Annotated in this window: 22 protein-coding genes; 13 read left to right on the top strand and 9 right to left on the bottom strand. The window is 61.6% G+C overall.

The genetic code is table 11. The annotated features are described in order from the left end of the window. Positions 1-50 precede the first annotated feature (50 nt). Both AC0L3D_RS16205 and AC0L3D_RS16210 read left to right on the top strand, forming a co-directional pair. Entirely contained in the window at positions 51-1,145 is a 1,095-nt protein-coding gene (locus AC0L3D_RS16205; RefSeq protein ID WP_473645037.1) for a glycosyltransferase family 4 protein, read from the top strand. 75 nt (positions 1,146-1,220) lie between these two features. After that, positions 1,221-3,389 (top strand): amylo-alpha-1,6-glucosidase, encoded by a 2,169-nt coding sequence (locus tag AC0L3D_RS16210; protein WP_473645039.1) that lies wholly within the window; start codon positions 1,221-1,223, stop codon positions 3,387-3,389. Between the two features lie 273 nt (positions 3,390-3,662). Here the strand turns inward: AC0L3D_RS16210 and AC0L3D_RS16215 are convergent, their stop codons facing one another. The 4 genes from AC0L3D_RS16215 to AC0L3D_RS16230 are packed head-to-tail and all read right to left on the bottom strand — an operon-like array spanning position 3,663 to position 5,809. Continuing rightward, a complete protein-coding gene (locus AC0L3D_RS16215; RefSeq protein WP_167366274.1) occupies positions 3,663-3,836 on the bottom strand; it encodes a hypothetical protein in 174 nt (57 codons plus the stop codon). 32 nt (positions 3,837-3,868) lie between these two features. After that, positions 3,869-4,996 (bottom strand): WD40 repeat domain-containing protein, encoded by a 1,128-nt coding sequence (locus AC0L3D_RS16220; RefSeq protein WP_473645041.1) that lies wholly within the window; start codon positions 4,994-4,996, stop codon positions 3,869-3,871. 14 nt (positions 4,997-5,010) lie between these two features. After that, positions 5,011-5,298 carry a hypothetical protein gene (locus AC0L3D_RS16225; protein ID WP_473645043.1) on the bottom strand — a complete coding sequence of 96 codons (288 nt, stop codon included), beginning with the start codon at positions 5,296-5,298 and terminating at the stop codon, positions 5,011-5,013. 1 nt (position 5,299) lies between these two features. After that, complete coding sequence (locus tag AC0L3D_RS16230) at positions 5,300-5,809, bottom strand: hypothetical protein (RefSeq protein WP_473626571.1); 510 nt, start codon at positions 5,807-5,809, stop codon at positions 5,300-5,302. A gap of 562 nt (positions 5,810-6,371) precedes the next feature. Between AC0L3D_RS16230 and AC0L3D_RS16235 the strand changes: the two genes are divergently transcribed. The 8 genes from AC0L3D_RS16235 to AC0L3D_RS16270 all read left to right on the top strand — a co-directional run bounded on the left by AC0L3D_RS16235 (position 6,372) and on the right by AC0L3D_RS16270 (position 15,353). Then, positions 6,372-8,045 (top strand): aromatic/alkene/methane monooxygenase hydroxylase/oxygenase subunit alpha, encoded by a 1,674-nt coding sequence (locus AC0L3D_RS16235; RefSeq protein ID WP_023799652.1) that lies wholly within the window; start codon positions 6,372-6,374, stop codon positions 8,043-8,045. Positions 8,046-8,100: 55 nt separating this feature from the next. After that, positions 8,101-9,162, top strand: a complete 1,062-nt coding sequence (locus AC0L3D_RS16240) for a 2Fe-2S iron-sulfur cluster-binding protein (RefSeq protein ID WP_473645045.1) — start codon at positions 8,101-8,103, stop codon at positions 9,160-9,162. 50 nt (positions 9,163-9,212) lie between these two features. Continuing rightward, positions 9,213-10,271, top strand: coding sequence for an aromatic/alkene monooxygenase hydroxylase subunit beta (locus AC0L3D_RS16245; protein ID WP_023799650.1), 1,059 nt, complete (start codon positions 9,213-9,215; stop codon positions 10,269-10,271). 17 nt (positions 10,272-10,288) lie between these two features. Continuing rightward, the gene (locus AC0L3D_RS16250; RefSeq protein WP_091589951.1) at positions 10,289-10,660 is read left to right on the top strand and encodes an MmoB/DmpM family protein; all 372 of its coding nucleotides are present in this window, start codon (positions 10,289-10,291) and stop codon (positions 10,658-10,660) included. A 73-nt stretch (positions 10,661-10,733) separates the two neighbouring features. After that, complete coding sequence (locus AC0L3D_RS16255) at positions 10,734-11,756, top strand: amidohydrolase family protein (RefSeq protein ID WP_128245224.1); 1,023 nt, start codon at positions 10,734-10,736, stop codon at positions 11,754-11,756. A gap of 5 nt (positions 11,757-11,761) precedes the next feature. Beyond that, positions 11,762-12,562: an iron-sulfur cluster assembly protein gene (locus tag AC0L3D_RS16260; protein WP_473645047.1), complete on the top strand. Its 801-nt coding sequence runs from the start codon at positions 11,762-11,764 to the stop codon at positions 12,560-12,562. Positions 12,563-12,639: 77 nt separating this feature from the next. Beyond that, positions 12,640-14,271, top strand: a complete 1,632-nt coding sequence (gene groEL / locus AC0L3D_RS16265; RefSeq protein ID WP_128167861.1) for a molecular chaperone GroEL — start codon at positions 12,640-12,642, stop codon at positions 14,269-14,271. Between the two features lie 38 nt (positions 14,272-14,309). Beyond that, complete coding sequence (locus AC0L3D_RS16270) at positions 14,310-15,353, top strand: NAD(P)-dependent alcohol dehydrogenase (RefSeq protein ID WP_027156423.1); 1,044 nt, start codon at positions 14,310-14,312, stop codon at positions 15,351-15,353. Between the two features lie 187 nt (positions 15,354-15,540). Here AC0L3D_RS16270 and AC0L3D_RS16275 read toward each other — a convergent pair whose 3' ends face one another. From AC0L3D_RS16275 to AC0L3D_RS16285, 3 genes are all read right to left on the bottom strand, one after another. Next, positions 15,541-17,616 carry a sigma-54-dependent Fis family transcriptional regulator gene (locus AC0L3D_RS16275; protein WP_128172143.1) on the bottom strand — a complete coding sequence of 692 codons (2,076 nt, stop codon included), beginning with the start codon at positions 17,614-17,616 and terminating at the stop codon, positions 15,541-15,543. 130 nt (positions 17,617-17,746) lie between these two features. Then, complete coding sequence (locus AC0L3D_RS16280; RefSeq protein ID WP_128167859.1) at positions 17,747-18,220, bottom strand: hypothetical protein; 474 nt, start codon at positions 18,218-18,220, stop codon at positions 17,747-17,749. 268 nt (positions 18,221-18,488) lie between these two features. Then, the gene (locus tag AC0L3D_RS16285) at positions 18,489-19,139 is read right to left on the bottom strand and encodes a GntR family transcriptional regulator (RefSeq protein WP_128167928.1); all 651 of its coding nucleotides are present in this window, start codon (positions 19,137-19,139) and stop codon (positions 18,489-18,491) included. A 200-nt stretch (positions 19,140-19,339) separates the two neighbouring features. Here AC0L3D_RS16285 and AC0L3D_RS16290 point away from each other — a divergent pair, with 200 nt between their 5' ends. From AC0L3D_RS16290 to AC0L3D_RS16300, 3 genes are all read left to right on the top strand, one after another. Further along, positions 19,340-20,734, top strand: coding sequence for a malonyl-CoA decarboxylase (locus AC0L3D_RS16290; protein ID WP_287172014.1), 1,395 nt, complete (start codon positions 19,340-19,342; stop codon positions 20,732-20,734). A 22-nt stretch (positions 20,735-20,756) separates the two neighbouring features. Next, positions 20,757-22,277 carry a malonate--CoA ligase gene (locus AC0L3D_RS16295; RefSeq protein WP_023799639.1) on the top strand — a complete coding sequence of 507 codons (1,521 nt, stop codon included), beginning with the start codon at positions 20,757-20,759 and terminating at the stop codon, positions 22,275-22,277. 222 nt (positions 22,278-22,499) lie between these two features. Then, positions 22,500-23,849, top strand: a complete 1,350-nt coding sequence (locus AC0L3D_RS16300) for an SLC13 family permease (RefSeq protein WP_128172146.1) — start codon at positions 22,500-22,502, stop codon at positions 23,847-23,849. A gap of 176 nt (positions 23,850-24,025) precedes the next feature. On the opposite strand, the gene hutC is transcribed toward AC0L3D_RS16300, so the two are convergent. Continuing rightward, positions 24,026-24,760 carry a histidine utilization repressor gene (gene hutC, locus AC0L3D_RS16305; protein ID WP_023799637.1) on the bottom strand — a complete coding sequence of 245 codons (735 nt, stop codon included), beginning with the start codon at positions 24,758-24,760 and terminating at the stop codon, positions 24,026-24,028. Beyond that, positions 24,757-25,779, bottom strand: a complete 1,023-nt coding sequence (locus AC0L3D_RS16310) for a zinc-dependent alcohol dehydrogenase (protein WP_473645063.1) — start codon at positions 25,777-25,779, stop codon at positions 24,757-24,759. The genes hutC and AC0L3D_RS16310 overlap by 4 nt, the downstream gene beginning before the upstream one ends.

A 25,779-nucleotide genomic window follows, 5' to 3' on the forward strand; every position in this document is an offset into this window, starting at 1 on the left:
GCCGTCGGAGCTTTTTGGAGGATGACCTTCGCTTTCGAGAAGTGTTGCAGATGAAAATTGCTCAGATCGCCCCCCTTACCGAAGCCGTGCCGCCGCGGACCTATGGCGGGACCGAGCGGATAGTTTCATATCTGACTGAGGAGCTTGTTCGACAGGGGCATGACGTGACCTTGTTCGCCAGCGGTGATTCACGCACCTCTGCCGAATTGGTCCCGTGTTGCGATATTGCATTGCGCCTGAATCCCAGGGTTCGGCACGACATTCCCCACCACGTGACGATGCTTGAAAAGGTGCGCAGGCGGGCCGATGAATTCGATGTGCTGCATTTTCACATCGATATTCTTCACTTCCCCGTACTCCGGGACTTTGCCCAGCGAACCGTTACGACACTTCATGGACGGCTCGACCTCCCGGACCTGGCGCAGCTTTACGCGATGTTCGATGACATTCCGCTGGTCTCGATTTCCTACGACCAACGCTGGCCCATGCCGCCGGTGAATTGGGCGGGCACGGTGTACCACGGGCTGCCACGCGACCTTCTTCCTTTTCGCCCGAAAGCCTCGGGCTATCTCGCATTCCTCGGCCGCATCTCACCGGAAAAGGGGCCGGAAACGGCCATTGAAATCGCATCGCGTACCGGTATGCCGCTGAAGATCGCCGCCAAGATCGACAAGGTAGACCAATCATATTGGAAAGAGGGGGTGGAACCCCAATTGCTTCGACATTCGAACGTGGAATTCATCGGCGAGATCGACGAACGGCAAAAAGCAGACTTTTTGGGTAATGCGGCAGCGCTCTTATTCCCCATCGACTGGCCGGAACCCTTCGGACTCGTAACCATCGAGGCGATGGCCTGTGGCACGCCTGTGATAGCGTTTAGGCGCGGCGCCGTTCCGGAGGTCGTCGACGACGGCGTGTCCGGGTTGATCGTCGACACGCTCGACGAAGCTGTGGACGCGGTACGGCGGATAAACGGCCTCGATCGTGCACAGGTGCGACGGACTTTTGAAGAGCGATTCACGGTCGAGCGCATGTGCCGCGACTATGCAGCGATCTATGGCTCGCTCTCGGACGACATAACGACCGCACTTGGTTCTCAAAACAAGCGCGCTAAAAATGCCGCAATGATGAGTATGTCTACCTGATCGAGCAAGGAGACGGCTCGGCTGCTCGGATCAGCGCCTGAGCCGCCTTGGTCGCTTCTGAACGGGAGGTTGACCATGACCACTCAACTCGAAGACCGCAAGATTGATCCAGCCGTGGCGCTGCCGGCAATCGACGAAACGGCACCGCGCGAGCCGCATCGGCAATTTGCGCTGAAACACGAGGATTGTTTCGTCGTCGCAGACAGCTACGGCGACATACGCGGCACCGGCGACGGGCTTTTCCGCGACGACACGCGTGTATTGTCGCGCTTCCGTCTGTTCATTGGCGGCCGGATGCCGTCGCTGCTCGGCGCCTCGCTGTCGCAGGACAACATCCTATTCACCGCCAATCTTACCAATCTAGCCACTATCGGGCCGAATGGCAGCGAAGCATTGCCGGGCGTCGTCCACGTCGATCGGACGCGGTTCATCTGGCAGGACCGCATGTTCGAACGCATCAAGTTCACCAACTACTCCGCGCGCGAGGTGGTTCTGCCGGTCCGGCTCGACTTCGACGCCGATTTCCGTGACATGTTCGAGGTGCGCGGCACTACGCGTAGCCGCCGCGGTCGCGCGCATGACGCACTGGTCGGCGAGGCGAGCGTAACGTTCCGATATGAAGGCCTCGACAATGTGGCTCGTCAATCGGTCATCGCATTCTCGATCAAGCCCGATCAGGTGCACCCCGATCACGCCGATTTCCTCATCGTCGTGGCAAGGCGTGACAGCAGAGCATTGTACCTGGAGGTCGGCCACAGCGAAGAAACCCCCTCCAGCGACCGCTTTCGCGCGGCCGCTGCGCGAGCCCGCTTCGCCATGCGCTCAAAGCGCCGGCAGGGCGCCACCATCTTCAGCTCCGGGCGCGTGTTCAATGACTGGCTGACACGCACACGCGCCGACATCGCGCTGCTGACGACCGATCTGGAGACCGGGCCATACCCGTATGCCGGCATCCCTTGGTTTTCGACGGCTTTCGGCCGCGACGGCGTCATTTCCGCCTTGCAGATGCTTTGGCTCAATCCGGACCTTGCTCGTGGGGTCCTGGCCTTCCTTGCCCACTATCAATCGACCGAGACCTCTGTATTCGACGATGCGGAGCCTGGCAAAATCATGCATGAAACCCGCAAGGGGGAAATGGCCGTGCTGCGCGAGCTGCCGTTCGGCCGCTACTATGGCGGCGTCGACACCACGCCACTCTATGTCTATCTGGCTTCGTCCTACGCCGATCGCACCGGAGACGAGGCGTTCGTCGATCGCATGTGGAACTCCCTGGGCGCTGCCACTGCGTGGATGGAAGAGGTCGGAGCCCGCAACGGGGAAGGCTTTGTAACCTACAACAGGGCGGCCGACACGGGTCTGTTCAACCAAGGCTGGAAGGACAGTTCCGATGCCATCTTCCATGCCGACGGCACGATCCCCAAAGGACCGATCGCATTGGTCGAGGTGCAAGGTTATGCCTTCGCCGCATATCAGGGAATGGCGGCGCTGGCCGCCAGGCGCGGCGACGACGCAAAGGCGGCGCACTGGAGCGCCCTGGCAGAGAGGATCCGTCAGGCGGTGGAGACGCATTTCTGGATGCCGGACCGCGATTTCTATGCTTTGGCAATCGACGGAGAAGGCAAGCAATGCGCGGTTCGCACGTCCAATGCCGGTCACCTGCTTTACGTCGGGCTGCCGTCGGCGGAACGGGCTCAGTCAGTCGCCACCCAGCTGCTCTCTGGTCATCTCCATAGCGGTTGGGGCGTTCGCACACTGGCCGACGACGAGATCCCATTCAACCCGATGTCATATCATAATGGCTCGATCTGGCCGCACGACACCGCGCTCTGCGCCTCCGGTCTCGCCCGCTATCACGAGCGCGACAGCGTCGTGAAGCTGATGAGCGGTATGTTCGAGGCGGCGGTCCGTTTCAATATGCGGCTGCCAGAGCTGTTCTGCGGCTTTACGCGTGCCGCCAGCGATTCACCGGTGGCCTACCCGGTCGCCTGTCTGCCGCAGGCGTGGTCGGCTGGCGCCGCTTTCATGATGCTGCAGGCTTGCCTGGGCATTCGGGTTGACGGCTGGAAACGCGAAATCACCGTCGAACGCCCGCGGCTGCCGATCGGCATCGACAACATCGTTATCCGCCACCTGGCCATCGGCGAGGCGAAAGTCGATCTCATCTTCGAGCGCATTGGCGACCGTGTTGTGTGTTATCTCGACCACCGCCATGAGGGTCTGGTGCCTCTGGTGGTGCGCTCATAACTAAGGCTCCCCATGCGCTCCGTGATGGACACGGCCATCAATGACTACGGCGCAACTGGTACCTGCGCCGATCGCCAGCGCACCGACTGTAGGGTGATACCTGCGGCATCTGCGAGCGCTGGATTGAGTCGCGCCTGGGTGAGCCTCGACCAGGGTAAGTCGCAATCTGAAGGAATGGCATACACAGCCAGCCCAGCGCAAAACCTGTACGGAGACTCCGCCTCAAGCTCCTTCGGAGCTTTGGCTTTTCGAGCGCATTGATTGGTCGTGAGTTTAGTTGGTCTTCAGCTGGCCGACGCGGTTTTCGGCAATCCAGCGGGCGGCAAGCACCAATGCGCCCATACTGAAATCCTTGCCGTGTTTGGCCACCATTTCTTCCGACAGCTTGGCGAGCCGTTCGAAGAATTCGTCCTTGCTCTCGTCCTCGGGGGTGGGTTCGGTTTGCATTTTGTGCTCCTTTTGCATGCGGCCTGCCTTTGCTATTTGAACATCTGTGCGGGAAAGGTGACGATCGCGGCGGTGCCGTCGGCTGCGCCCACTGCTAGATGGCGTCCGTCGCCGGACCAGACAAGCGCGGTCACCGCGCTGCCCAGCGGCCTGACGAGGAGTTCGTCTCGCGCGCCGATCTGGGCGATGGTGATCCGGCCGTTGGCATAGCCGGCCGCAATCAGTTTTTTCTCCGGGTGCGGAGCCACTGTCTCGACCGGAACCAGCCCGGCTCGGCCGGTCTCCAGCGCGCCCGAGGTGTCGCCGTCAAGTGGCGGAGCCGTCATTGACCAGCCGGCGATCCGGAAGGCGCCCGACGCAAACAGCGCATGCTCCGGCCGGCTCCAGCACAGTGTCCTGACCGGCGATGGAAATCCCGCGACGATGCCATAGCGATCATCGGTCATGCTGACCAGGGCAAAGCCGCCTGTTTCGAGCCCACAGGCCAGCCATGTGCCATCGCCACTCCAGCGGATCGACACCGGGCGCGCCGAAAAAGAAACGTCGCGTATCGGGGTAGCGTCGCCGTCGACCGCCCAGATCGATAGTCCATCATCCCGGCCGCAGGCTAGGCGCCTTCCGCCTGGCGAAAAGGCTAGCGCATCCGTGGACGGTGTCGCATCGTGTCGCAGTCGTACTGCATCGCCTTGGCCGCGTGCCAGGAAGACATCCTGGCCGTTGCTGACGGCTGTGATGGCCGTCCGGGGGTTGTGGTCGACGGCGACGACCGGCCCGTCGATCTTGACCAGCGTCTCCATCACATTGCCGTCCGCGGCCAGATGCACCGCTTCGCCAGCCGCCGTTCCAACGAGGAAGCCGAAGGAAAAATAGCTGGCGAGCGGGACGTCTCCATCCCCCAACGCAGCGGTGGCGATCAATGGTGCCGGTGGCTTCTCCCGCGGGCGGATCGTCGTCTGGCCGAGATCGCCGCTCACCCTGATCCGCGATTCCGGCGGCTCCTGGTCCGCGACCGCGGCTATGGCGACCGTTCCGTCCACGCTGGTGCATGCGACAGCCGAGCCATCGGCGCTGAAGCGCAGGTTGGCGATCGCCGACGGGCGACGCCAGCTTCGCGCCAGCAGGTCGAACAAGGTCAGGTTCTGTATCGCGTGCTGGTTCATGACCATTCCCTTCGTCAGTTACCCACCGTCGCCGCGAGGCTGCGGTCGACGTCCTCGACGTCGGCTTCCGCGGCGGCGATGCGTTGCTCGCACCTCGCGCCTTCCTGCATGACCGCCGCGGCTCTCTCCTCCGCCTCATGCAAATCCTGCACCAGTTGCGCGCTGGCGCCGCTCATGCCGATTTCGAGTTCCAGGCGCAGCACCTCCATCTCGATACCGGCGCGTTTCTGATCGAGCCGCAGCGCGTCGGCAGTCAGCGCGGAGACGTTGGCGACAAGATCGAGCCGGCGGGCGAGCAACATGTCACGCCTGGTAGTTTGCCCCATCGGATCCTCCATCATTTTTCGGTCCCAGCCGTCGGTCCGGTGGTTTTTCGAAAGCCGATAGCAATTTGGGCAATGTGCCGGCCTGCGACTGAAACTGTTTTTCGGCCGTTTCGATGTGGCTCTTGAGCTGATCCCAGATGTCGACACGGATCATCGATGTCGTATCGCCGGTAAGGCGCTCGATCTCCTCGACGCGGAACTGCCGCGACAGTGAAACGCCGGAAAACACGAAGTCGCGCAACAGGATCGCATGGTTCTCGATGAACAGATGGATCATCGGATGCGTTTCCGTGGTGACGCCGCCGGCGGCAAGCTCGGCCCGGATGAAGTCTTGGAAGTGGCTCTGGAGGCGATGTTGGCTCTCGCCCATAAAGCGCATGACAAAGACCAGGTCACTGGGCATCAGCCTGACAAGATCGCCGGTGACGCCATCAGCCTGGCTGGACATTGGCTCGGGCTGCCTCCGGCTGTCTTTGTCGTTCGCCACGGTTTTTCTCCAGTGCGAGGCCCGTCCGTGAGCCATCGCCCTCAAATAGTAGAGAAAGGAGAAGAATAAAATAGATGATGTGTGTTTTTCAAATTTGCTGCGAATGCTAACTTGATATATCGCAATTGCGAATAGATATTAAATATTACATGCGTACGTTACAACTGTAAAAGAACGTTACAGTTGCCGTCCTCTTCATGTGCCGAAAGGGCGGCGATTTGTTTTTAGCGTCAGGCACGGGCGCCATTTTCAAGTTGGCACGGCGCTTGCTTTATATATTTCCACAAGAAGCCCATCGCGCTTTTGACGCGGTGCCAAAAGAACGAAGGAACGGAGGAAGCAGGTCACCTCGCTTCGATACGCCCATCGCATATGCGGTTGGCTCCGCGGTCCCTGCCAGACGCCTCGAGAACCTTTGCCACGATCCACTTGAATGGCCGGACCATGAGTCGCGCCTGACTGCGCAACCCTTTGTCGTGCCGTTCGCACTCTCACTAGCGGTGCTGTGCGCCGCTCCATGCCGGGGGTCAAGGGACCTGCGGCTCAAACCTGGTGGAGGCTTATGACCATGACGTCTCTGACGCTCAACAAGATTACCTCGCAACGCGGAATCTCCGTCGGCGAGGCAACCAAGAAGATTGCCGATCTCGGCTGGAATCCTTCCTACGTCCAGGAAGCGATGACGTTTCCGACGGACTACAAGATCAACAAGACGCCGCGCGACCCGATGAAGCAGGTCCTGCGGTCCTACTTCCCGATGCAGGAAGAGAAGGACAACCGGGTCTACGGCGCGCTGGATGCGGCGCTGCGCGGCGACATGTTCCGCAATGTGGAACCGCGCTGGGTCGAGTGGATGAAACTCTTTCTGGCGATCATTCCCTTCCCGGAAATTTCGGCTGCCCGCTCGATGGCGATGGTCGCCCGTATCGCCCCTGGCGAGGAACTCAGGACCGGCTTCACGATGCAGATGATCGACGAGTTCCGGCACTCGACGATCCAGATGAACCTGAAGAAATGGTACATGGAGAACTACATCGATCCGGCTGGCTTCGACATCACCGAGGAAGCCTTCGGCAAATGCTACGCCACGACTATCGGCCGGCAGTTCGCGGAAGGTTTCATCACCGGCGACACCATGACTGCCGCCTGCATGTACCTGACCGTGGTGGCCGAAACCGCCTTCACCAACACGCTCTTTGTCGCCATGCCTTCGGAAGCCGCCCGCAACGGCGACTATGCGCTGCCGACCGTCTTCCTGTCGGTGCAGTCGGACGAGAGCCGGCATATCGGTAATGGCCACTCACTGCTGATGGCGGCTCTCAAGGAGCCGGAAAATCATCTGCTGCTCGAGCGCGACCTTCGCTATGCCTTCTGGCAGAACCACGCGATCGTCGATGCGGCCATCGGCACCTTCATCGAATACGGCACCACCAACCGCGACAAGAACAAGGAGTCTTACGCGGAAATGTGGCACCGCTGGATCTATGAGGATTACTACCGCACCTACATGCTGCCGCTCGAGAAATACGGCATCAAGGTCCATCACGACGACGTCCAGGCGGCCTGGGAACGCATCACCAAGAAGAACTATGTCCACAAGGTCGGACAGTTCTTCGCGGTCGGCTGGCCGGTCAACTTCTGGCGCATCGAAGCCCAGACCGACAAGGACTTCGAGTGGTTCGAGCACAAATATCCGGGCTGGTACGCCGAATTCGGCGACTTCTGGAAATGGTACGCCAAGCTCAGCCACAAGGGCGAGAAGGTACTGCTGTTCAACAGCGACGTCGGCTACGTCTATCCACATCGCTGTTGGTCCTGCCTTGTTCCCTGCCTGATCCGCGAGGATATGGTGGTCGGCGAGATCGACGGCCAGTTGCACACCTTCGCCCACGAACTCGACAAGTGGACTGCCACCGTGGCGTTCGCCGACGAATATCAGGGCCGTCCGACACCCGCGATGGGCCGCTTCAGCGGCAAGCGCGAATGGGAGACGCTCTATGACGGCTGGGATCTGGCCGATGCCATCAAGGACCTGAACTTCGTCCGCTCCGACGGCAAGACGCTGGTCCCGCAGCCGCATATGCGTTTCGCCGACAAGGAGATGTGGACGCTGGACGACGTGCGAGGCAACAAGCTCGGGTCGCCGCTCAACGCGCTGCGTGCCATGTCACCCGCGGATCGTGAAAAGCACCTGGCGGAATACCGGGCCGGCTTCACGATCACCCCCTGCAACTGATCAGGCCAAAGGGGGGGCGGGTTCGTCCCGCCCCTTCCTTTCACTGGAGGTCCGTATGTCGGAAACCCACACGGTCAGGCTCAGCCCGGTCGGCGTCGAATTCGATGTCGAGCATGGCGAAACGGTGCTCAACGCCGCTTTCCGCCAGGGCATCGCCCTGCCGCACGGCTGCAAGGAAGGGCAATGCTCGGCCTGCAAGAGCGTGTTGCTCGAAGGCGAAGTCGACATGCTGAAATACTCGACTTTCGCGCTGAACGACATGGAGAAGGAGAGTGGCCACGTCCTTTTGTGCCGCTGCATCGCCTACTCCGATCTGGAAGTCGAGCTTCTCAACTACGACGAGGAGATTTTGGCGAAAGCGATCGCCGTGAAGACGTTCAACGGCCGGATTGCTCTGATCGAGCACCTGACCCACGACATTCGCGGCATCGAGATCGAACTCGGCTCGCCGATAAAGTTCTGGGCGGGGCAATATGTCGACTTCACGGTTACCACGGAAAAAGGGGAGACGATTACGCGCTCGTTCTCCATGGCAAATACGCCGGACCAAACCGAAAAACTCTGCTTCATCATCAAAAAATACCCTGAGGGAAAGTTCTCTGGAGAACTCGATTCCGGAGGAATCAAGGTTGGAGCCGAAGTCACCGTCGTCGGACCCTACGGAACCTGTTTCCGTCGGGAAGAACGGCAAGGACCCCTAGTCCTGGTCGGCGCCGGCTCGGGCATGTCGCCGATCTGGTCGATCCTCAATGACCATCTGAAGAGCGGCGAGAAACGTCCGGTCTATTTCTTCTACGGTGCCAGGACCCGCAACGACCTGTTCTATCTCGACAGGATCGCCGAGCTGGTCGGCCAGCATTCGGATGTCACTTTCATTCCCGTGCTGTCGCACGCGACTGATGACGCCGAATGGGAAGGCGAACGCGGTTTCGTACACCAGAGTGTCGATGCCAAGCTCAAGCAACTTGCGGTCGACGGGCAGGGCGATGTCCATGCCTGTGGCCCGCCACCGATGATTGATGCGCTTCAGCCGGTTCTATTCATGAACGGGTTCGAGACCGAGCGGATCTTCTTCGACAAGTTCACCACATCGACAGGTGCTACGCCGACCCACTGAGGGGACGGCCACGCAACTGCAACCACAACTGCAACAAGGGAGTGAAGACTATGCCAGCTATCTCGAGTTCAGTCGGATCCGGAGCCGCCGGCGCGGCGATCTTTGCCGATTCCGACAGCCGGAAGTACCGGTATTTCGACCCGAAGGGCCAGCGCGCCACGCACTACGAAGACATGACGGTCGACGTGCAGCCTGACCCGGAGCGTTACTTGATCCAGGACTGGATCATCTCCTTTGCCGACGGCAAGGGCGCTTATGTCAAGCAGAACACTGCTGCGCAGAGCTCCAACTGGCATGCCTTTCGCGCCCCCGATCAGGAATGGGAACGCACGCACTACCAGCGCCAGTCGAAAATCGAGACGATGGTGCAGAGCGTCATCAACAACGCCCGCAAGTCGGGGGCGCCCAAGACCTTCGACAAGGCCTGGGTCAAGATTCTGCAGACGCAGCTCGGCGCCTGGAAGCACTCCGAATTCGGGCTCGGCACCTCGCTGATGCAGGCGCAGCGTTACGGCTACACCCAGATGATCAACAACGCGACGCTGACCAACTCGTCCTACAAGCTGCGGCTTGCCCAGGACATCACGCTCTACCTTGCCGAGATCGGCATGGACCTTCCCGGCTGGGACGACGAACTTGGCAAGAAGGCCTGGCTCGAGGACAACAACTGGCAAGGTACCCGCGAGGCGGTCGAAACCATCATGGGCGCGACCGACTATCTCGAACAGTATTTCGCCATCAACATCGTCTTCGAGCCGCTGGTCGGGGAGGCATTCCGCTCAGGCTTCCTGATGCAGATCGCTGCCGCCAACCACGACTTCATAACGCCTGCGGTGATCTCGGCAGCCGAGGCCGACTACGAACGCAACCTCGCCAACACGATCGACCTCATGCACATGCTCGCCAACGACGAGAAGCACGGCGCGGCGAACAAGAAGCTCTTCCAGGGCTGGGTCGAGAAACACGGCGCGCTCGCCGACAAGGCAGCCACCGGCCTGCAGCCGATCTGGTCGATGCCGCATTCCAAGCCGGTCGCCTTTGCGGATGTCCGTGCCAAATCCGAGGAACGGATTGGTCAGATACTCCGCGAACTTGGCCTCAAGCGCTGACACAGGGAGAAACCGTCATGTCAACTGCAGCACGCGACGCATCGCAATCCAACATCTTCAGGGCGATGAAGGACATCACCTTCGAACAGACGATTTCGCATCAGTGCGGCGTCACCATGAACGACTCGGTCGAGGCCAGAGCCATCGCCGAATTCATGGGCCTGAAGCCGAACGTGATCGTAACCTATCAACCGGCGATGATCCGGATCGATGGCACCGGCAAGCTGATCTTCAAGATGGATGAAATCAGCGAATATCTCGGCCGCGAGATGACGGCGGAAACCTTCGAGGTCAACAGCTCCACCCACTACGGGCGGATGGTGCGCATCGACGACAACACCGTGATCCTGTTCGGCAACATGGACGAGATGTTCGAATACATCGAATAGCCGGCAAAAAATCAGGCGTGCCGCCTGATTGCGGCACGCCGAACCGATCAACACGCATCTTGCGGAGGAAAGAATGTTTAGGACACCGGAAGGCAAGGACATTTTCGTGGTCGACGGCCACACCCATTTCTGGGACGGCAGCCCGGAGAACCAGAAGAATATTCACGGCAAGCAGTTCATCGATTGCTTCTACGCCTATCACACGGGGATGAGCCCCAAGGACCAGCTGTGGGAGAAGAGCAAGTTCGAGAAATACAGTGCCGACGATCTCTATCGCGACCTGTTCATCGACGGTCCAGACGATATGGCGATCGTCCAGTCGACCTATCTCAAGGACTTCTACAAGAACGGCTTCAACACGATCGAACGCAACGCCGAGGTGGCCAAGCGTTATCCGGAGCGTTTCATCGTCAACGGCGCCTTCGATCCGCGCGACGGTGAGAAGGCGCTTGAGTACATCCATTTCCTCAAGGAGACCTACGACGTCAAGGGCGTGAAGATGTACACGGCCGAATGGAACGGCGCCTCCAAGGGCTGGAAGCTCACCGATCCCGATGCCTACAAATGCTTCGAACTCTGCGACAAGCTCGGCATCAGGAACATCCACGTCCACAAGGGCCCGACGATCCTGCCGCTCAGCAAGGATGCGTTCGACGTGCATGACGTCGATCATGCGGCGACGGATTTCCAGGGCCTCAACTGGATCATCGAGCATTGCGGCCTGCCGCGCCTCGACGATTTCTGCTGGATCGCGACGCAGGAAACCAACGTCTATGGCGGGCTTGCGGTAGCGCTGCCCTTCATCCATGCCCGCCCGCGCTATTTCGGCGAAGTCATCGCCGAACTGCTGTTCTGGATCGGGCCGGAGAAAATCCTGTTCGGTTCCGACTACGCGATCTGGACGCCACGCTGGCTGGTCGAGAAATTCTGGGCCTACCAGATCCCCGACGACATCGCCGCAGAACGCGGCGTGCAGCTGACCGACGAGATCAAGGAGAAGATCCTCGGTCTTAATGCCGCGCGTCTCTACAACATCGACATCGCAGCCAAGAAGAAGGCGCTCGCCAGTTCGCCCTTCAGCATCGCGGCGGAGTAGGGGCCATGGCAACCGCCGCCAGCGTTTCCGGCAACCGCGAGAAGGAGCTCTGGCGGTGCCTTGGTGAGGTCAACGACCCCGAACTCGACGAACCGATTACCGAGATGGGCTTCGTCGAGCGAGCCGTGATGACGGGCGATGGCAGCGTGGAGATAGATTTCCGCCTGCCGACCTACTGGTGCTCGCCCAACTTCGCGTTCCTGATGCTGGACGGCGTCCGCAAGGCGCTCGACCAACTCTCATGGTCGCCGGCCTATCGCGTCAAGCTGCACGACCACATGTTCGCGGAAGAGGTCAATCGCGGCATGGCAGCCGGCAAGACGTTCGGCGATATTTTCGCTGAACTTGCCGAGGATCAGGATCTCGGCGCCTTGCGCGAAACCTTCAGGATGAAGGCATTCAAGCGGCGCCAGGAGGCGGTTTTGCGGGGCCTTCGGCAGCATGGTCTGACGGATCGGGAAATCCTCGGCATGGACCTGCCGGCATACGACGTCGCGCGGCTCGAGGCGGGCGAAGCGGCCAAACAGAAGCCGAGATACCGGGCGGCTCTGATCGAGCGTTTTCCCGGCCGCCGGGCGGATGATCCTGTCTTCGTGACCTGGGAAGGGCAACGCATACAGACTGCCGCACTCGGCGCCCATCTCGCTGAACTGCGCGGTGTGCGCGTCAATATGGAGTTCAACGGCGCGCTTTGCCGTGGGCTCAAGCAGACCAGATACAGGGAACTGTATGTGGTCGACGGCGAACCGACACTGGTCGATTTCATCATGGATCGCGTGCCGGCACGAGCCGCGCCGACCGCCTGAAGTAGAGCCGAAAACAACGGCCTCCCTCGCACGAGGCCCCTAACCAACAACCCGCCCGTAAGGCGGAAGGAGGAATCATGCCCAAAATAATGCTTCACAATTCCGACGCCCGCCGCGCTCTCGCCCGTGGCGTCTTTCGGCTGGCCGCTGCCGTCGAGCCGACGCTCGGCCCCAAAGGCATGAACGCGATGATCGATCGGCCGATCGGCACGCCGATGGTGACCCGTGACGGCGTCAGCATCGCCTCCGAGATCGAATTGCACGACCGTTTCGAAAACATGGGCGCGCAGGTCGTTCGCGAAGTGTCGATGCAAACCAACGAGGTCGCCGGCGACGGTACCACGACTGCCATCGTGCTCGCCAACGCTCTCATCCAGGGCGGTGTGGAGGCGAATGAACGCGGCGTGAAATCCGTCGATCTGTGCAAGGGCATCGACCTTGCCGTGACAGCGGTGGTGGCGGCGCTCAAGGCTTCGGCCAAACCGGCTAAGGGCAACGGCATTCTCGCCTCGGTCGCCAACATTGCGGCGACCAATACCAAGCTTGGCGCACTGGTGGCGGAAGCCCACCAGCGGGTGGGGGCCGAGGGCGTCATCACCACGGACTTCAGCGTCACCACCGAGACCACGCTCGATGTGGTCGAGGGCATGTCCTTCGACCGCGGCTATCTCTCTCATCACATGGTGACTGACCAGGAGAAGATGGAGGCTGTTCTCGAACGGCCGTACATCCTGATGACCGATCTCAAGATCAAGCAGCCCGAGGCGCTGGATGCGGCTCGCCGCATTGCCGCCGAGGATGGTCGGCCGCTGCTGATCGTGTCCGAGGAAATGTCGCCGGAAGTCGTGGTAACGCTGCTCGGCAAGCAAGGACCTGGAAAATACCTCGTTGTCCATCCGCCGGAATATGGCCATTGGCGCAAGGCGATGATGGAGGATCTGGCGATCATCACCGGCGGCAAGGTGATCGCGCGCGACCTCGGCGGTCGGCTGGAGGACATCACCGCCGACGATCTCGGAACGGCTGACCGGGTGAAGACCAGTTCGTCCTACACCTCGATCATCCGCGGCGGCGGCGACCACGCGGCAATCGCGTCGCGTCGCGCTCAGGTGCAGCGGCAGTATGAAGCTTCGCCGCCGAATATCGATCAGGACAAGTTGCGCGAACGCCTGGCCAAGCTTTCTGGCGGCACCGCGATTCTCTATGCCGGCGGTGTCACGCCGGTCGAGCAAAAGCGAACCATTCAGCTCATCGAGGATTCGCTGAATGCGGTGCGCGCCGCATCCGAAGAGGGCGTGGTCGCCGGAGGTGGCTCGGCGCTTGCCCAGATCGCGCCGCTGCTCGACAAGGTGGCGGCAGACGTCGACGGCGATGTCGCCGAAGGCGTGCGCCTGGTGCGATCGGTGCTGTCGCGGCCGCTCTGGCGCATAGCCGTCAATGCCGGCGCCGATCCCGAAGCGGTCGTGGCGGAAGTCACGCGCATCAACGGCGGCTACGGCTACAACGCGTCTGCCGGCAGCTACCAGAACATGTTCGAGGCAGGGATCATTGATCCGGTCCGCGTCACCTACACAGCACTCGCCAACGCAGCTTCGGTGGCGACGCTGATCCTGACCACCGAAACGCTGATCGGCCATCTCGCCGAGGACGAGGACCCGACGGCCGGACCGGCTCGCGGTGGCGGCTCTGAAAAGCTCGGCCGCGCCTGAAGCAATCCGAACAATCCCGACGTTGAAAGGATACGACGATGAAAGCTGCCAGACTTTACGAATACGACCCGCATATGAACGTCCAGCTCAGGGTCGAGGAGGTCAAGGCGCCGACCATTACCGCTCCCGACGAGGTCATAGTGCGGGTAGGTGCTGCCGGCCTCTGCCGAACCGACCTCCACATCATCGAGGGTGTGTGGAAGCCGACCATGGATCCAGAGGGGACGCTGCTGCCTTACATCATGGGCCATGAAAATGCAGGCTGGGTCGAGGAGGTCGGCAGCGGCGTCAGGTCGGTCAAGCGCGGTGACGCCGTGATCTGCCACCCCTTCCGCTCGTGCGGCATCTGCCTCAACTGCCGCCACGGCGAGGATATGTACTGCGATAACGGCCAATTTCCGGGCCTCGGCATGAACGGCGGTTTCGCGGAGTATTTCATCACCAGCGAGCGTTCGTTGATCAAGCTGAACGCCAACGTCACACCGATCGAGGTGGCGCCGCTTGCCGACGCCGGCATCACCGCTTATCGCGCCGCCAAGCGCGCCGCCAAACTGCTGCGACCAGGGAGCTATTGTGTGCTGCTCGGCATAGGCGGGCTCGGCCACATCGCGCTGCAATCGCTGCACGCGATCTCGGGCTGCCGCATCATCGCCGTCGATCGCGAGCCGGCAGCACAGGTGCTGGCCAAGGATCTCGGCGCCGACTTCGTCCTCGATGGCGGGCCGAACGTCATCGAGGAGGTCAGCCAGATCACCGGCGGAGGCGCCCATGTGGTCATCGATTTCGTCGGCGAGCTCGGCGTCGAGAACATCTGCTGGAAGATGGTGCGCAAGGGCGGGCAACTGTTCGTCGTCGGCTATGGCGGCAATATCAATGTGCCGACCGCCCATCTCGTCATCGAGGAGATCAACATCGGCGGCAGCCTGGTCGGCAATTTCACCGAGCTTGTCGAACTGATGGAGCTCAACGCCGACGGCAAGGTGAAGATGCACTACACCGAATACAACCTTGCCAGCATCAACACTGCGCTCGACGATTTCAAGAACCGCCGGTTCACCGGCCGCGGCGTCATCGTGCCCTGAAATATATGGGCCGGATTTCGCGCGGTCGGGTGCGGTGTCCGGTCACATCTAGAGGGAGAGAAAGGGTCCGGGCGGCATCACCAAGATCGGCGCGGCTGTGGCAATTTCGCTGACCATTGGCATGACTTTCCCCAGCCAGTGGCGCGAATGCCGCTCGGCGCTTTTGTGCCGGTGACGGGTTCTGATCCTAGAGGAAACCGCGGCGGATGCCGTATTGGTCGAGTTTGCGATAGAGCGTCGGCCGGGAAATACCGAGCCGCCGCGCGACCCGACTGAGATTGCCGCCCTCGGCTGCCAATGCGTTCTTCATCGCCTGGCGTTCCGCCTCGACGAGTGTGCCTCCAGGCGATTCGGCCGACAGGGTCTTGCCATCATCGGACGTGGCGCTGGGCGCCGCGATTTCACCGGGGAGATCGTGGAGCCCGATATCTCGGCCCCGCGCCAGGACATGCAACCGCCCGATGAGGTTCCTCAGTTCGCGTACATTGCCCGGCCATTGATAGGCGAGCAGGGCATCGAGCGCTTCTTGGGAAAATTCCAGCGGGTCCTCGCCCGCTGCGGTGGCGATCTGCCGGTTGAAATGTTCGACCAGCAGCAGCACATCCTCGCCACGCTCGCGCAGCGGTGGAACAGTGATCGAAACCGCGCCAATTCGATAGTAGAGATCGCGGCGGAATCGGCCTGTGGCAATTTCGTGCTTGAGATCGCGATTGGTCGAGGCGACCAGGCGCACGTCCACCGGGCGGCCCCGGCTGTCGCCAATGCGGTTGACCACGCGCTCTTCCAGGACACGCAGCAGAAACGGCTGGATCTCGAGCGGCAATTCGCCGATCTCGTCGAGACTGAGGACGCCGCCATGGGCGAGCTCGAAAACCCCCGGTTTGCCTTCACGCGAGGCGCCGGTAAAGGCGCCGGCGACATGGCCGAACAACTCGCTGCCGAACAGGTCCCTGGTGATCGCCCCGCAATTCATGGCGATGAACGGATCGTTCGCCGTGCGCCGGCCGCCGGCATGGACAAGCCGCGCAAACAGCTCTTTCCCGACCCCTGTTTCACCCTCGACCAACAGCGATGTTACGCTGCTCGACCGGGCGACGCGGCGGGCGACGTCGATGGCGGCATGCAGCGCTTCGCTTTCGCCGACGATCATGGCGACAGCATCCTGAAGATGCTTGTTCACTTCCCGGTGGACCACCGCCGCACTGGAGACTGCCGGCACGGAGGGGAACACCAGCGCCGCGCCGCGGAGGTCGCCATCGAGCTTGAGCGGGGTGATATGGCAGGATCGCAGATGGGCCGGCAGCGCCCTGGCAAGGTCGGCTTCGGAGCCGGAGGACGGAAGGTTCATCAGCCAGCGGCCACGGCCTGGCTCCATCGGGCCGTCCATCATCTCAGTGGCCTCGCCATCAGGCACATTGTTGCAGAAGATGGCACGACCGCGGTGGTCGACGATTACCAGCCCGTCCTTTCGGCGGTAGCCGGGAGCCGATGAAATGAAAGCTTCGAGCAGGCGCGTGCGCTGTTCCTGCTGCTGTTCGGCCAATGCCTTTTCGATCTGCCGGGCTGTCGCGGCGACGAGCGCGGTGTTGTGCGGCCTGAAGATCGGCGAATAGCCTGACAGGTCGACCACACCGATGATCTTGCCGTCCAGCGGGTCGCGAATCGGCGCGCCGGCGCAGGTCCAGGATTTGATGCCGGCACAGAAATGCTCGGCCGCATGCACGAAAGTCGGCTCGCCGGTCCACAGCGCCGTACCGATGCCGTTCGTCCCGACGGCATCCTCGTTCCATTTGCCGCCGATGGCCAAGTGGATATCCATGCCGTCATGCAGCGTCTTCTTGTCGCCGATGGCGTCGATCAGCACGCCGTCGCTGTCGGCCAGAACCAGCATCGCGCCGGTCCCGTCCAGTAACTGGCCAAGCGATGCGAACGACCGCCGCGCCGCCGAAAGCAGTTCTGCATTGGCCCGGGTAAGATATTCGATTTCGTCGCGATCACTGCTCAGCGGCGCTTCAATGCCTTGAGCGTTGATGCCGCCGGTGGCACTGCGATACCAGGAATCGTGAATGAGGGAGCGGACGTGGCTTGGGTGGACAGCATCGCCGGCGCATTTGGGCTCGTCAGCCAGGAAACTTTCCCAGGCGCGCATGGTGGCATGCTCGTCATAGTCGATGTTGCTCAGAGCCATTTGGCCGGTGGTCAGCGACCTACGCGCCGGAAGGGCATCGATCTTCATCTGATTGGGGGCTATCTCGCGTTTCATTCAGTCATCACAGAACCTTTGTTTCATTCAGTCATCACAAAACCTTTGAGGCATGCCATTTCTGTATGCTGTCGCGTTCGTAGGCTGCCGCGAGTTGGACGTGAAGAAGCACGCCCAGGCGTTAGCCTGATCAGTTGATGCCGAGTTTCGCGCCGATGTCGAAGGCAAGCTGTTCTTCGGTATAGGTGGCAGCGAGGCGGGATCCGTCCATGTCGGCAAGCGCCTCGGCAACGATTTCGTCGACCGGCGAGAAGAAGCCATTCTGCTTCGTCGCCAGAACGAAGACCTGGTCGCCGCCGCGGTCGCGGATATCGCCGATGTGATGAAGTTGACGGCCGGTGTTCCGATCCTTCGAAATGACGCGGCCGTTCATGGTGACTTGGATGGACGGCTTGGCCTCGGCAACCGGTGCCGCGCCGCCACCGACATGGATGATCAGGCCTTCCGCCTTTGGTTGCTGTCGTGGCTTCCTGGAAGCTGAATAGCCGCCACCGCTGATCTGGTCGGCAAGGCGGACGATGGTCGAGCGGTTCTGCTCGATCAGTCTTTTGACGTGTGCGTCCTCGCGCCGCGGGCCATCCCGCTTGGAGATAATCTCGACCATGAATCCTCCCAGATTCGCTCCGCGTCGCCGTTTCTACGGCTCAATTCTTCTTTTGCGGTGAACCCTACACCGCCTCGGCGAAGTTCGCCATTCATATCAAGATAGCGCCAAAATTTGCTTTGCTGGTAGCAGGCGGCTGCTACACGGGATTTCCGATAACCGGAACGCCCGCTTGCTCAGATGCACGCCCGCTGCCATGCCGGCCTCGGCATGCGGCTTGACTTCATTGAGGCGACGGTGAAAGGCGAGAGGCTCGACTTGCGACGGACTATCTGCTCGCCAGCGTCGCTACAAGATCGCTGAAGCGTTCGCCCTGGATGCTGACATGCTGCCGCAGGAGCGTGCGCGCCTGCTCCGCGTCGCCGGCGAGGATTGCTTCCACGATCGCGCCATGCTCGGCGAACGACGTGGCAACGCGGTTGCGCACGCGCAGTTGGAGACGCCTGTAGGGCTGCAGACGGCGGTGCAGTGCGACGCACTGCTCGGCCAGAAAACCGCTGTGGCTGGCAGTGTAGATAGCTTTGTGAAAGCGTTCGTTATCGTAATAATAGGCGTCGCTGTCGCCGGCCGAAGACGAACGCTCGCAATCTGCATGCGCGGCCAGGATGGTTGTGCGATCGGCATCGGTGAACCGTCGCGCGGCCAGCGAACCGGCCAAGCCTTCAAGTTCCGCCATCACCTCGAACATTTCGAAAATGCGGTGCGGTCCCGGATCGATCACCACGGCACCCCGGCGCGGCCGGATCTCCACCAGCCCGATTGCGTTCAACTGCATCAGCGCCTCGCGCACCGGCGTCCTCGACACGCCGAAGCGTGTTGCCAATTGCACCTCGTCCAGTCGTGCACCGGGGGCGAAGTCGTTCGAGATTATGCCGTTTTCAATCTCGTCACGTAGGCGCTGAACGACATTCTCCGACATTTTCTGGGCCTTCCAATGCAGCATGATAAATCTTGTATGCAAGAACATTGACTTTGCGTACAAGAACGTTTAAGAACAATACCACAAAAGGCAAGTCGCACACAAATGGGTGGACGCATCCGAGCACCCGGCACGCGTCGAGGCCGCGCGGCGGGTCTGCTTGCGCCGATTTCGATTTTTTTGCCAGGAGGGACTCCGACATGGCAGGCATCTCGTTCTTTAGCGATATGGTGCAAAGCATTACCGATCGCGGCCGCAGGCTGGTTGCGGCAGGGGCGCGCAGCGAACCGGTCCAAGCCGAGACGAATATCGAAACACTCTGCGACATGCTGTTGTCCAGCCGGGGCGAGGCCTCGGGCATGGCATTGGCCGCCGAGGTCCTTCAGCGCTGGGCCCAACTGGACGCGGCCGGTCAGCAAGACTTCGCGCGTATGCTGCACGAACAGTTCGGCCCAGACATCGCCAAGCTTGACAAAGCCATCGAGCGCTACCGCAGCGACAGGAGCTCGGACGCCGTCATCGAACTGCACCAGGCCGCCGAGCCGCGTCGCCAGGAACTGGTGCGCAGACTGAACCTGGCCCCCAAAGGCACGGCAAGGCTGGTGGAGATGCGCGAACGCCTATTAGCCATGAAGGATGCGACGGAACCGTTTCGCGCTGTCGATGCCGACTTCGCCCACCTGTTCGGCTCATGGTTCAACCGCGGTTTTCTGACCCTGCGTCCGATCGACTGGTCCACGCCAGCTGACATCCTGGAGAAGATCATCAAATACGAGGCGGTGCATGAAATCGCCGGCTGGGAGGAGCTGCGGCGGAGGCTAGCTCCAGCCGACCGCAGATGCTTTGCGTTCTTCCACCCGCGTCTCGCAGACGATCCGCTGATCTTCGTCGAGGTTGCGCTGACCAGGGCGATTCCCTCTGCCATCGCTGATGTGCTCGATGTAAACCGTTCGCCGATCACGGCCCAGGACGCCACCACCGCTGTCTTCTATTCTATCTCCAACTGCCAGGACGGACTGCGTGGCATCTCTTTCGGGAATTTTCTGATCAAGCAGGTGGTGGAGGATTTGCGCCGCGACCTGCCCGGCTTGAAGACCTTCGTGACGCTGTCGCCGGTTCCGGGTTTCGCTGGCTGGCTGGCAAGACTGCGCAAGGCGGCCGATGCCAGCCTCGATGATCGGACCCTCAAGACGCTCGAGCTGCTGGACGATCCGGGCTGGGCGGACAATCCGCAGAAGGCACAGGCCGTTGAAGCGGTGCTTCTCCCGCTCGCCGCACGCTATTTCATTAGGGAACGAGCCACCGGCAGACGGCCGGTCGATCCTGTGGCGCGTTTTCATTTGGGCAACGGCGCTCGCCTTGAACGGCTGAACTTCCTCGCCGATCGCTCCGCCAAGGCGATGCGGCAGTCCCACGGCTTGATGGTCAACTACTTTTACAAGTTGGACGACATCGAGGCGAACCACGAAGCCTTGGCGCAGCATGGCGAAATAGCCGCTTCGCCGGAGGTAAGAAAACTGGCGGCAACCGCTTCGACCGACACCGATATCGCGGCCCCGGTTCATCGACGCCGCACCGAAATGCAGAAAACCTAATAAGCAGATTGGGAGGAGTTCAATGAGCAATCATCTGTTCGACGCCATGCGAGCATCCGCTAAGTCAGGCGAGTCGATTTTCATCGAGACTATTGATGGTCAGCGTTGGACCTATGCAGATGCGCTGCGGCTCTCCGGACAGATCGCCAGCGCAATTGATGTGCTCGGCGTTCGCCCGGGCGACCGCGTCGCGGTCCAGGTGGACAAGAGCCCGCAGGCTCTGATGCTCTATCTCGCATGCGTGCGCTGCGGGGCGATCTATCTGCCGCTGAATACCGCCTATACGCTGGCTGAACTCGACTATTTTATCGGTGACGCCGAACCGCGGCTCGTCATCGTCTCCTCGAAGTCGCGAACTGATGTCGAGACGATCGCGCACGGCTACGGCGCGATTGTCGAAACGCTCGATGCGGACGGCGCCGGGTCGCTCATGGAGTTGGCCCGCGACGAGTCTGACGATTTTCTCGACGCGGCGCGCGCGCCTGACGATCTCGCCGCGATCCTGTACACATCTGGAACCACCGGCCGTTCCAAGGGCGCAATGCTGACGCACGACAACCTTTTGTCCAATGCAATAGCACTGCGCGAATGGTGGCAGGTGACGGCAGCCGACCGGCTGATCCACGCGCTGCCGATTTTTCACACGCATGGGCTCTTCGTGGCGACCAATGTCACACTCATCGCCGGCGCCTCGATGTTTCTGCTGCCAAAGTTCGATCCGGAGGAAATCCTTTCTCTGATGCCGCGGGCGACGCTGATGATGGGCGTGCCGACCTTCTATGTCCGGTTGCTGCAGCATGAGGGCCTGAACCGGGAGACGGTCGCCAACATCAGGCTGTTCATCTCCGGCTCGGCGCCGTTGCTCGCTGAAACGCACGCCGCATTCGAGCAGCGCACCGGTCACGCCATTCTCGAACGCTACGGCATGACCGAAACCAACATGAACACCTCAAACCCCTATGACGGCGAGCGAAGGGCAGGGACAGTAGGTTTCCCACTCCCGGGCGTGTCGGTGAGGGTCACCGATCCGGCCACCGGCGAGACGCTCGGACCAGGCAAAACCGGCATGATCGAGATCAAGGGCCCGAACGTTTTCCGGGGTTATTGGCGGATGCCTGAAAAGACCGCGGCGGAGTTCACCAAGGACGGCTATTTCATCAGCGGCGACCTCGGCAAGATCGATGAGGCGGGCTATCTCCACATCGTCGGCCGCGACAAGGACCTGGTGATCTCCGGCGGCTACAACATCTACCCGAAGGAAGTCGAGGGTGAGATCGATCAACTCGACGGCGTCGCCGAGAGTGCGGTCGTCGGCATTGCACATCCGGATTTCGGCGAGGGGGTGACGGCCATCGTGGTGCTCAAGCCCGGTGCCACAATGGACGAAAAGGCCGTGCTGAACGCGCTGCGCGACCGCCTCGCGCGCTACAAGCAGCCGAAACGGGTGATCTTCGCCGAGGACCTTCCGCGCAACACCATGGGAAAGGTGCAGAAGAACCTTCTGCGCGACCGGTTCAGCAACCTTTACATGCCCGCCTCCTAGAGCATGATGCCGAAAAGTGTGAAGCGGTTTTCGGACGACATCATGCTCTATCTCTTTGATTTAGAGCCGGATTCAGATTTCAGGTCGACTCCTGAAATCATCCGGCTCTAGGAGGCGCTGACGACCCTGCGTTGGTGCTTGGGAGCGAGACCAACGCAGGCTGATCTACCACCGATGGAAATGAGAACGGGCGCCTGAAGGCGTTTCCCGAGGGAGGAAGCTATGAACATCCAGATTCTGTCGATTGCGCTGCTGATCGGCATGTTCGTGATCGCCACCATGCAGCCGATCAATATGGGCGCGCTCGCCTTCGCATGCGCCTTTCTGGTCGGCTCGCTCGTCATGGCGATGAAGCCGGCGGAAATATTTGCTGGCTTCCCGAGCGACCTCTTCCTGACATTGGTCGGCATTACCTACCTGTTCGCCATCGCCCAGATCAACGGTACTATCGATTGGCTGGTCGAGGGCGCGGTCAAACTGGTGCGCGGACATGTGGCGTGGATTCCCTGGGTCATGTTCCTGGTCGCGGCCGTCATCACCGGCTTCGGTGCGCTTGGACCTGCGGCGGTCGCCATCCTGGCCCCGGTGGCGCTGGGTTTTGCGTTCCAGTACCGCATCAATCCGGTCATGATGGGATTGATGGTTATTCACGGTGCACAGGCGGGCGGCTTTTCGCCGATCAGCGTCTATGGCGGCATTACCAACCAGATCGTCGAAAAGGCGGGGTTGCCGTTCGCGCCGACATCACTGTTTCTCTCCAGCTTCTTCTTCAATCTGGCCATCGCCGTCCTCGTATTCTTCGTCTTCGGCGGCTCAAAGGTGCTGCGTAAGTATTCGGTCGCGTCGGGACCGCTGCCTGACCTCCACCCCGAAGGCGTCACGCAGTCAATCGTCGGCCACGGCGGCACGCCGGCTACTCCGATCAGCCATCACGTCTTTGAGGAGCAGACAAAAAATGTGTCGGCGCTTTCCGGCCTGACTACGGAAAGGCTGACGACATTAGTCGGCCTAACCGCGCTCGCGGTCGGCGCACTTGTCTTCAAGTTCAATGTCGGCCTGGTGGCGATCACCGTCGCGGTCGCGCTCGCGCTCCTCTCGCCAAAGACCCAAAAGGCAGCGATCGACAAGGTCAGCTGGTCGACGGTGCTCCTGATCGCCGGCATCATCACCTATGTCGGCGTCATGGAGAAGATCGGCACGATCGACTACGTCGCCCAAGGCATTTCAAGCCTGGGCATGCCGCTGCTGGTTGCACTCCTCCTCTGCTTCACCGGCGCCATTGTATCGGCATTCGCCTCGTCCACGGCATTGCTGGGAGCCATCATTCCACTGGCCGTGCCCTTCCTCCTGCAGGGACAGATCAGTGCCATAGGTGTGGTTGCGGCGATCGCGATCTCCACCACCATCGTCGACACCAGCCCGTTTTCGACCAACGGTGCGCTGGTCGTCGCCAATGCCCGGGAAGCAGAGCGCGAGGGCGTGCTGAAGACGTTGCTGATCTACAGCGCGCTTATCGCCATCATCGGCCCTGTCATCGCCTGGCTGGTTTTCGTGGTCCCCGGTTTGGTTTGAACGGTCGGCCAATCAGTCTGGCCGCTCCGGTGCAATTTGACCGGCGGCCAGGCTTGACCCGAAATGATCTGATCGGCGTCAACAAGAAAAAAGGCGGCGCAGGCGGAGCTGATTGCCTATCAAGGCAGCCGTTTGGCCGATAGCGCCGCCCGCCCTGCCTGGCGGGCTGTCGCTGCTCATGCGGCGGGTGAGGGCGCGTAGCGGCTGCCCAGCGAATAGCGGCTGCCGACATAGGTGAGCTTGTTGACGGTGGCGACCGCCGCGCCCGACCAGGTCCGCCGATGCAGGAGCAGGCATGGGTCGCCGGGTCGGATCTTCAAATGGCGGGCCGCCATCTCTTCTGCGGCGACGGCCGAGATCACATGCTCCACTTCCGTCAGCGGCGTCGCCCGCTGCAGGTAGTCGTAAGTGGTGGTCGCCACGAAATCTTGCCGATGGTAGTCCGGTGCGAGCGCCGGATTGACAAAGCGTTCCTCGAGTTGGACGGGCACATCGTCTTCGAAATGCACGATGATCGAATGGGCGACCGGTCTGCGGCGCGTGAACTCGAAGGCGACGACGAGGTCCAGCGCCGGGTTGCGAATCTTCTCGAGGACGATGACCTCGGCCCTGTGGCGTGCGCCGCGCGCGGCGATCTCGCCGGCGATGTTCCTGATTTCGATGAGGGCCGATTGCGGTTTCGGCGGCGCCACAAAGGTGCCTACGCCCTGGATACGCAGCAGGTGGCCTTCCGAGGTCAGTTCCCTCAGCGCCCGGTGCACCGTCATCCTCGAGACGCCGAGCGTGCTGACCAGCTCGTTTTCGGAAGGCAGCCTGCGGTCCTTCGGCCAGTTGCCACTGCCGATATTGCCAAGCACGTAGTCCTTGACCTTTTCGTAGAGCGGCCCGGCGGTTTCGGTAAGCCTGATCATCGTCCGCTCTCCATCCGGACGATGGTCTTCAACCCGCCGCTCACGCCGGCGATCAGGCGCTGGTAAGCGGCGGGAATTTCGCCGATCGCGATCTCGTCGGACACGAAGCGCGACAGCGCGGGCGCGAGATCGCCCAGCATCGAGACGGCCGGCGCAAGCTCGTCGGCGAAGGCGTGGCAGCCGACAAGCGCGATCTCGCGCTCGACCAGCAAGTTGGGGTCGAGGTCGAGGCGGCCATGCGAAATGCCGACCAGCGCCAGCGTGCCGCCGCCGGCCAAAACATCGAGCAGCCGCGCCATCACCGCCACGCTGCCCGTCGCGTCGATGGCATTGCGCAGATTGGGGGCATGGCGCAGATTGGGATCACAGGGCAGGGCGTCCAGGTCGACGACGGTCGCGCCGCTCACCTTGGCCACAAGCTCCGCACGCGCCGTATTGCGGTCGGCGACGAGGACCTGTCTCTCGCCTGGCCGCGACAGGAGCAGCGCAGCCAATCCGCCGATCGGGCCGCAACCAGCGATAAGCACCGGCGCTGCGGCCGGCGCCGCCAGCCGCCGCACCGCGTGCAGGGCGACCGCCAGCGGCTCCGCCATGGCGGCGATCGCGGGATCGAGCGTGGGGTCGTGGCGCACAAGCAGCCGCGCCGGCAGCTGCGTCTCTTCCGCGAAGCCGCCGTCGCAGATCTCGCCTACAAAGCCCAGTCTGGCACAGACATTATGCCGGCCGGCCAGGCAGGCAGGACACTCGCCGCACCAGAAGCGCGAATCGGCCACGACCCGGTCTCCGAGCGCAAACTGGGACACGCCGGCCCCCACGGCAGTCACTTCGCCAGCGAACTCATGTCCAACGACGCTCGGCGCGCGGCTGATCCACTGACCGGTGCGGAAGTTGTGGAGGTCGGAGCCGCAAATGCCGGCGGCCGTCACCTTGAGCCGCACCCAGCCAGGCGCTGGTTCGCCGGGAGATGGCACGTCCTCAACCCGCAAATCGCCCGCCGCATGGAGTCTGGCCGCCTTCAT

Source organism: Mesorhizobium sp. WSM4837 (genome assembly GCF_055811435.1).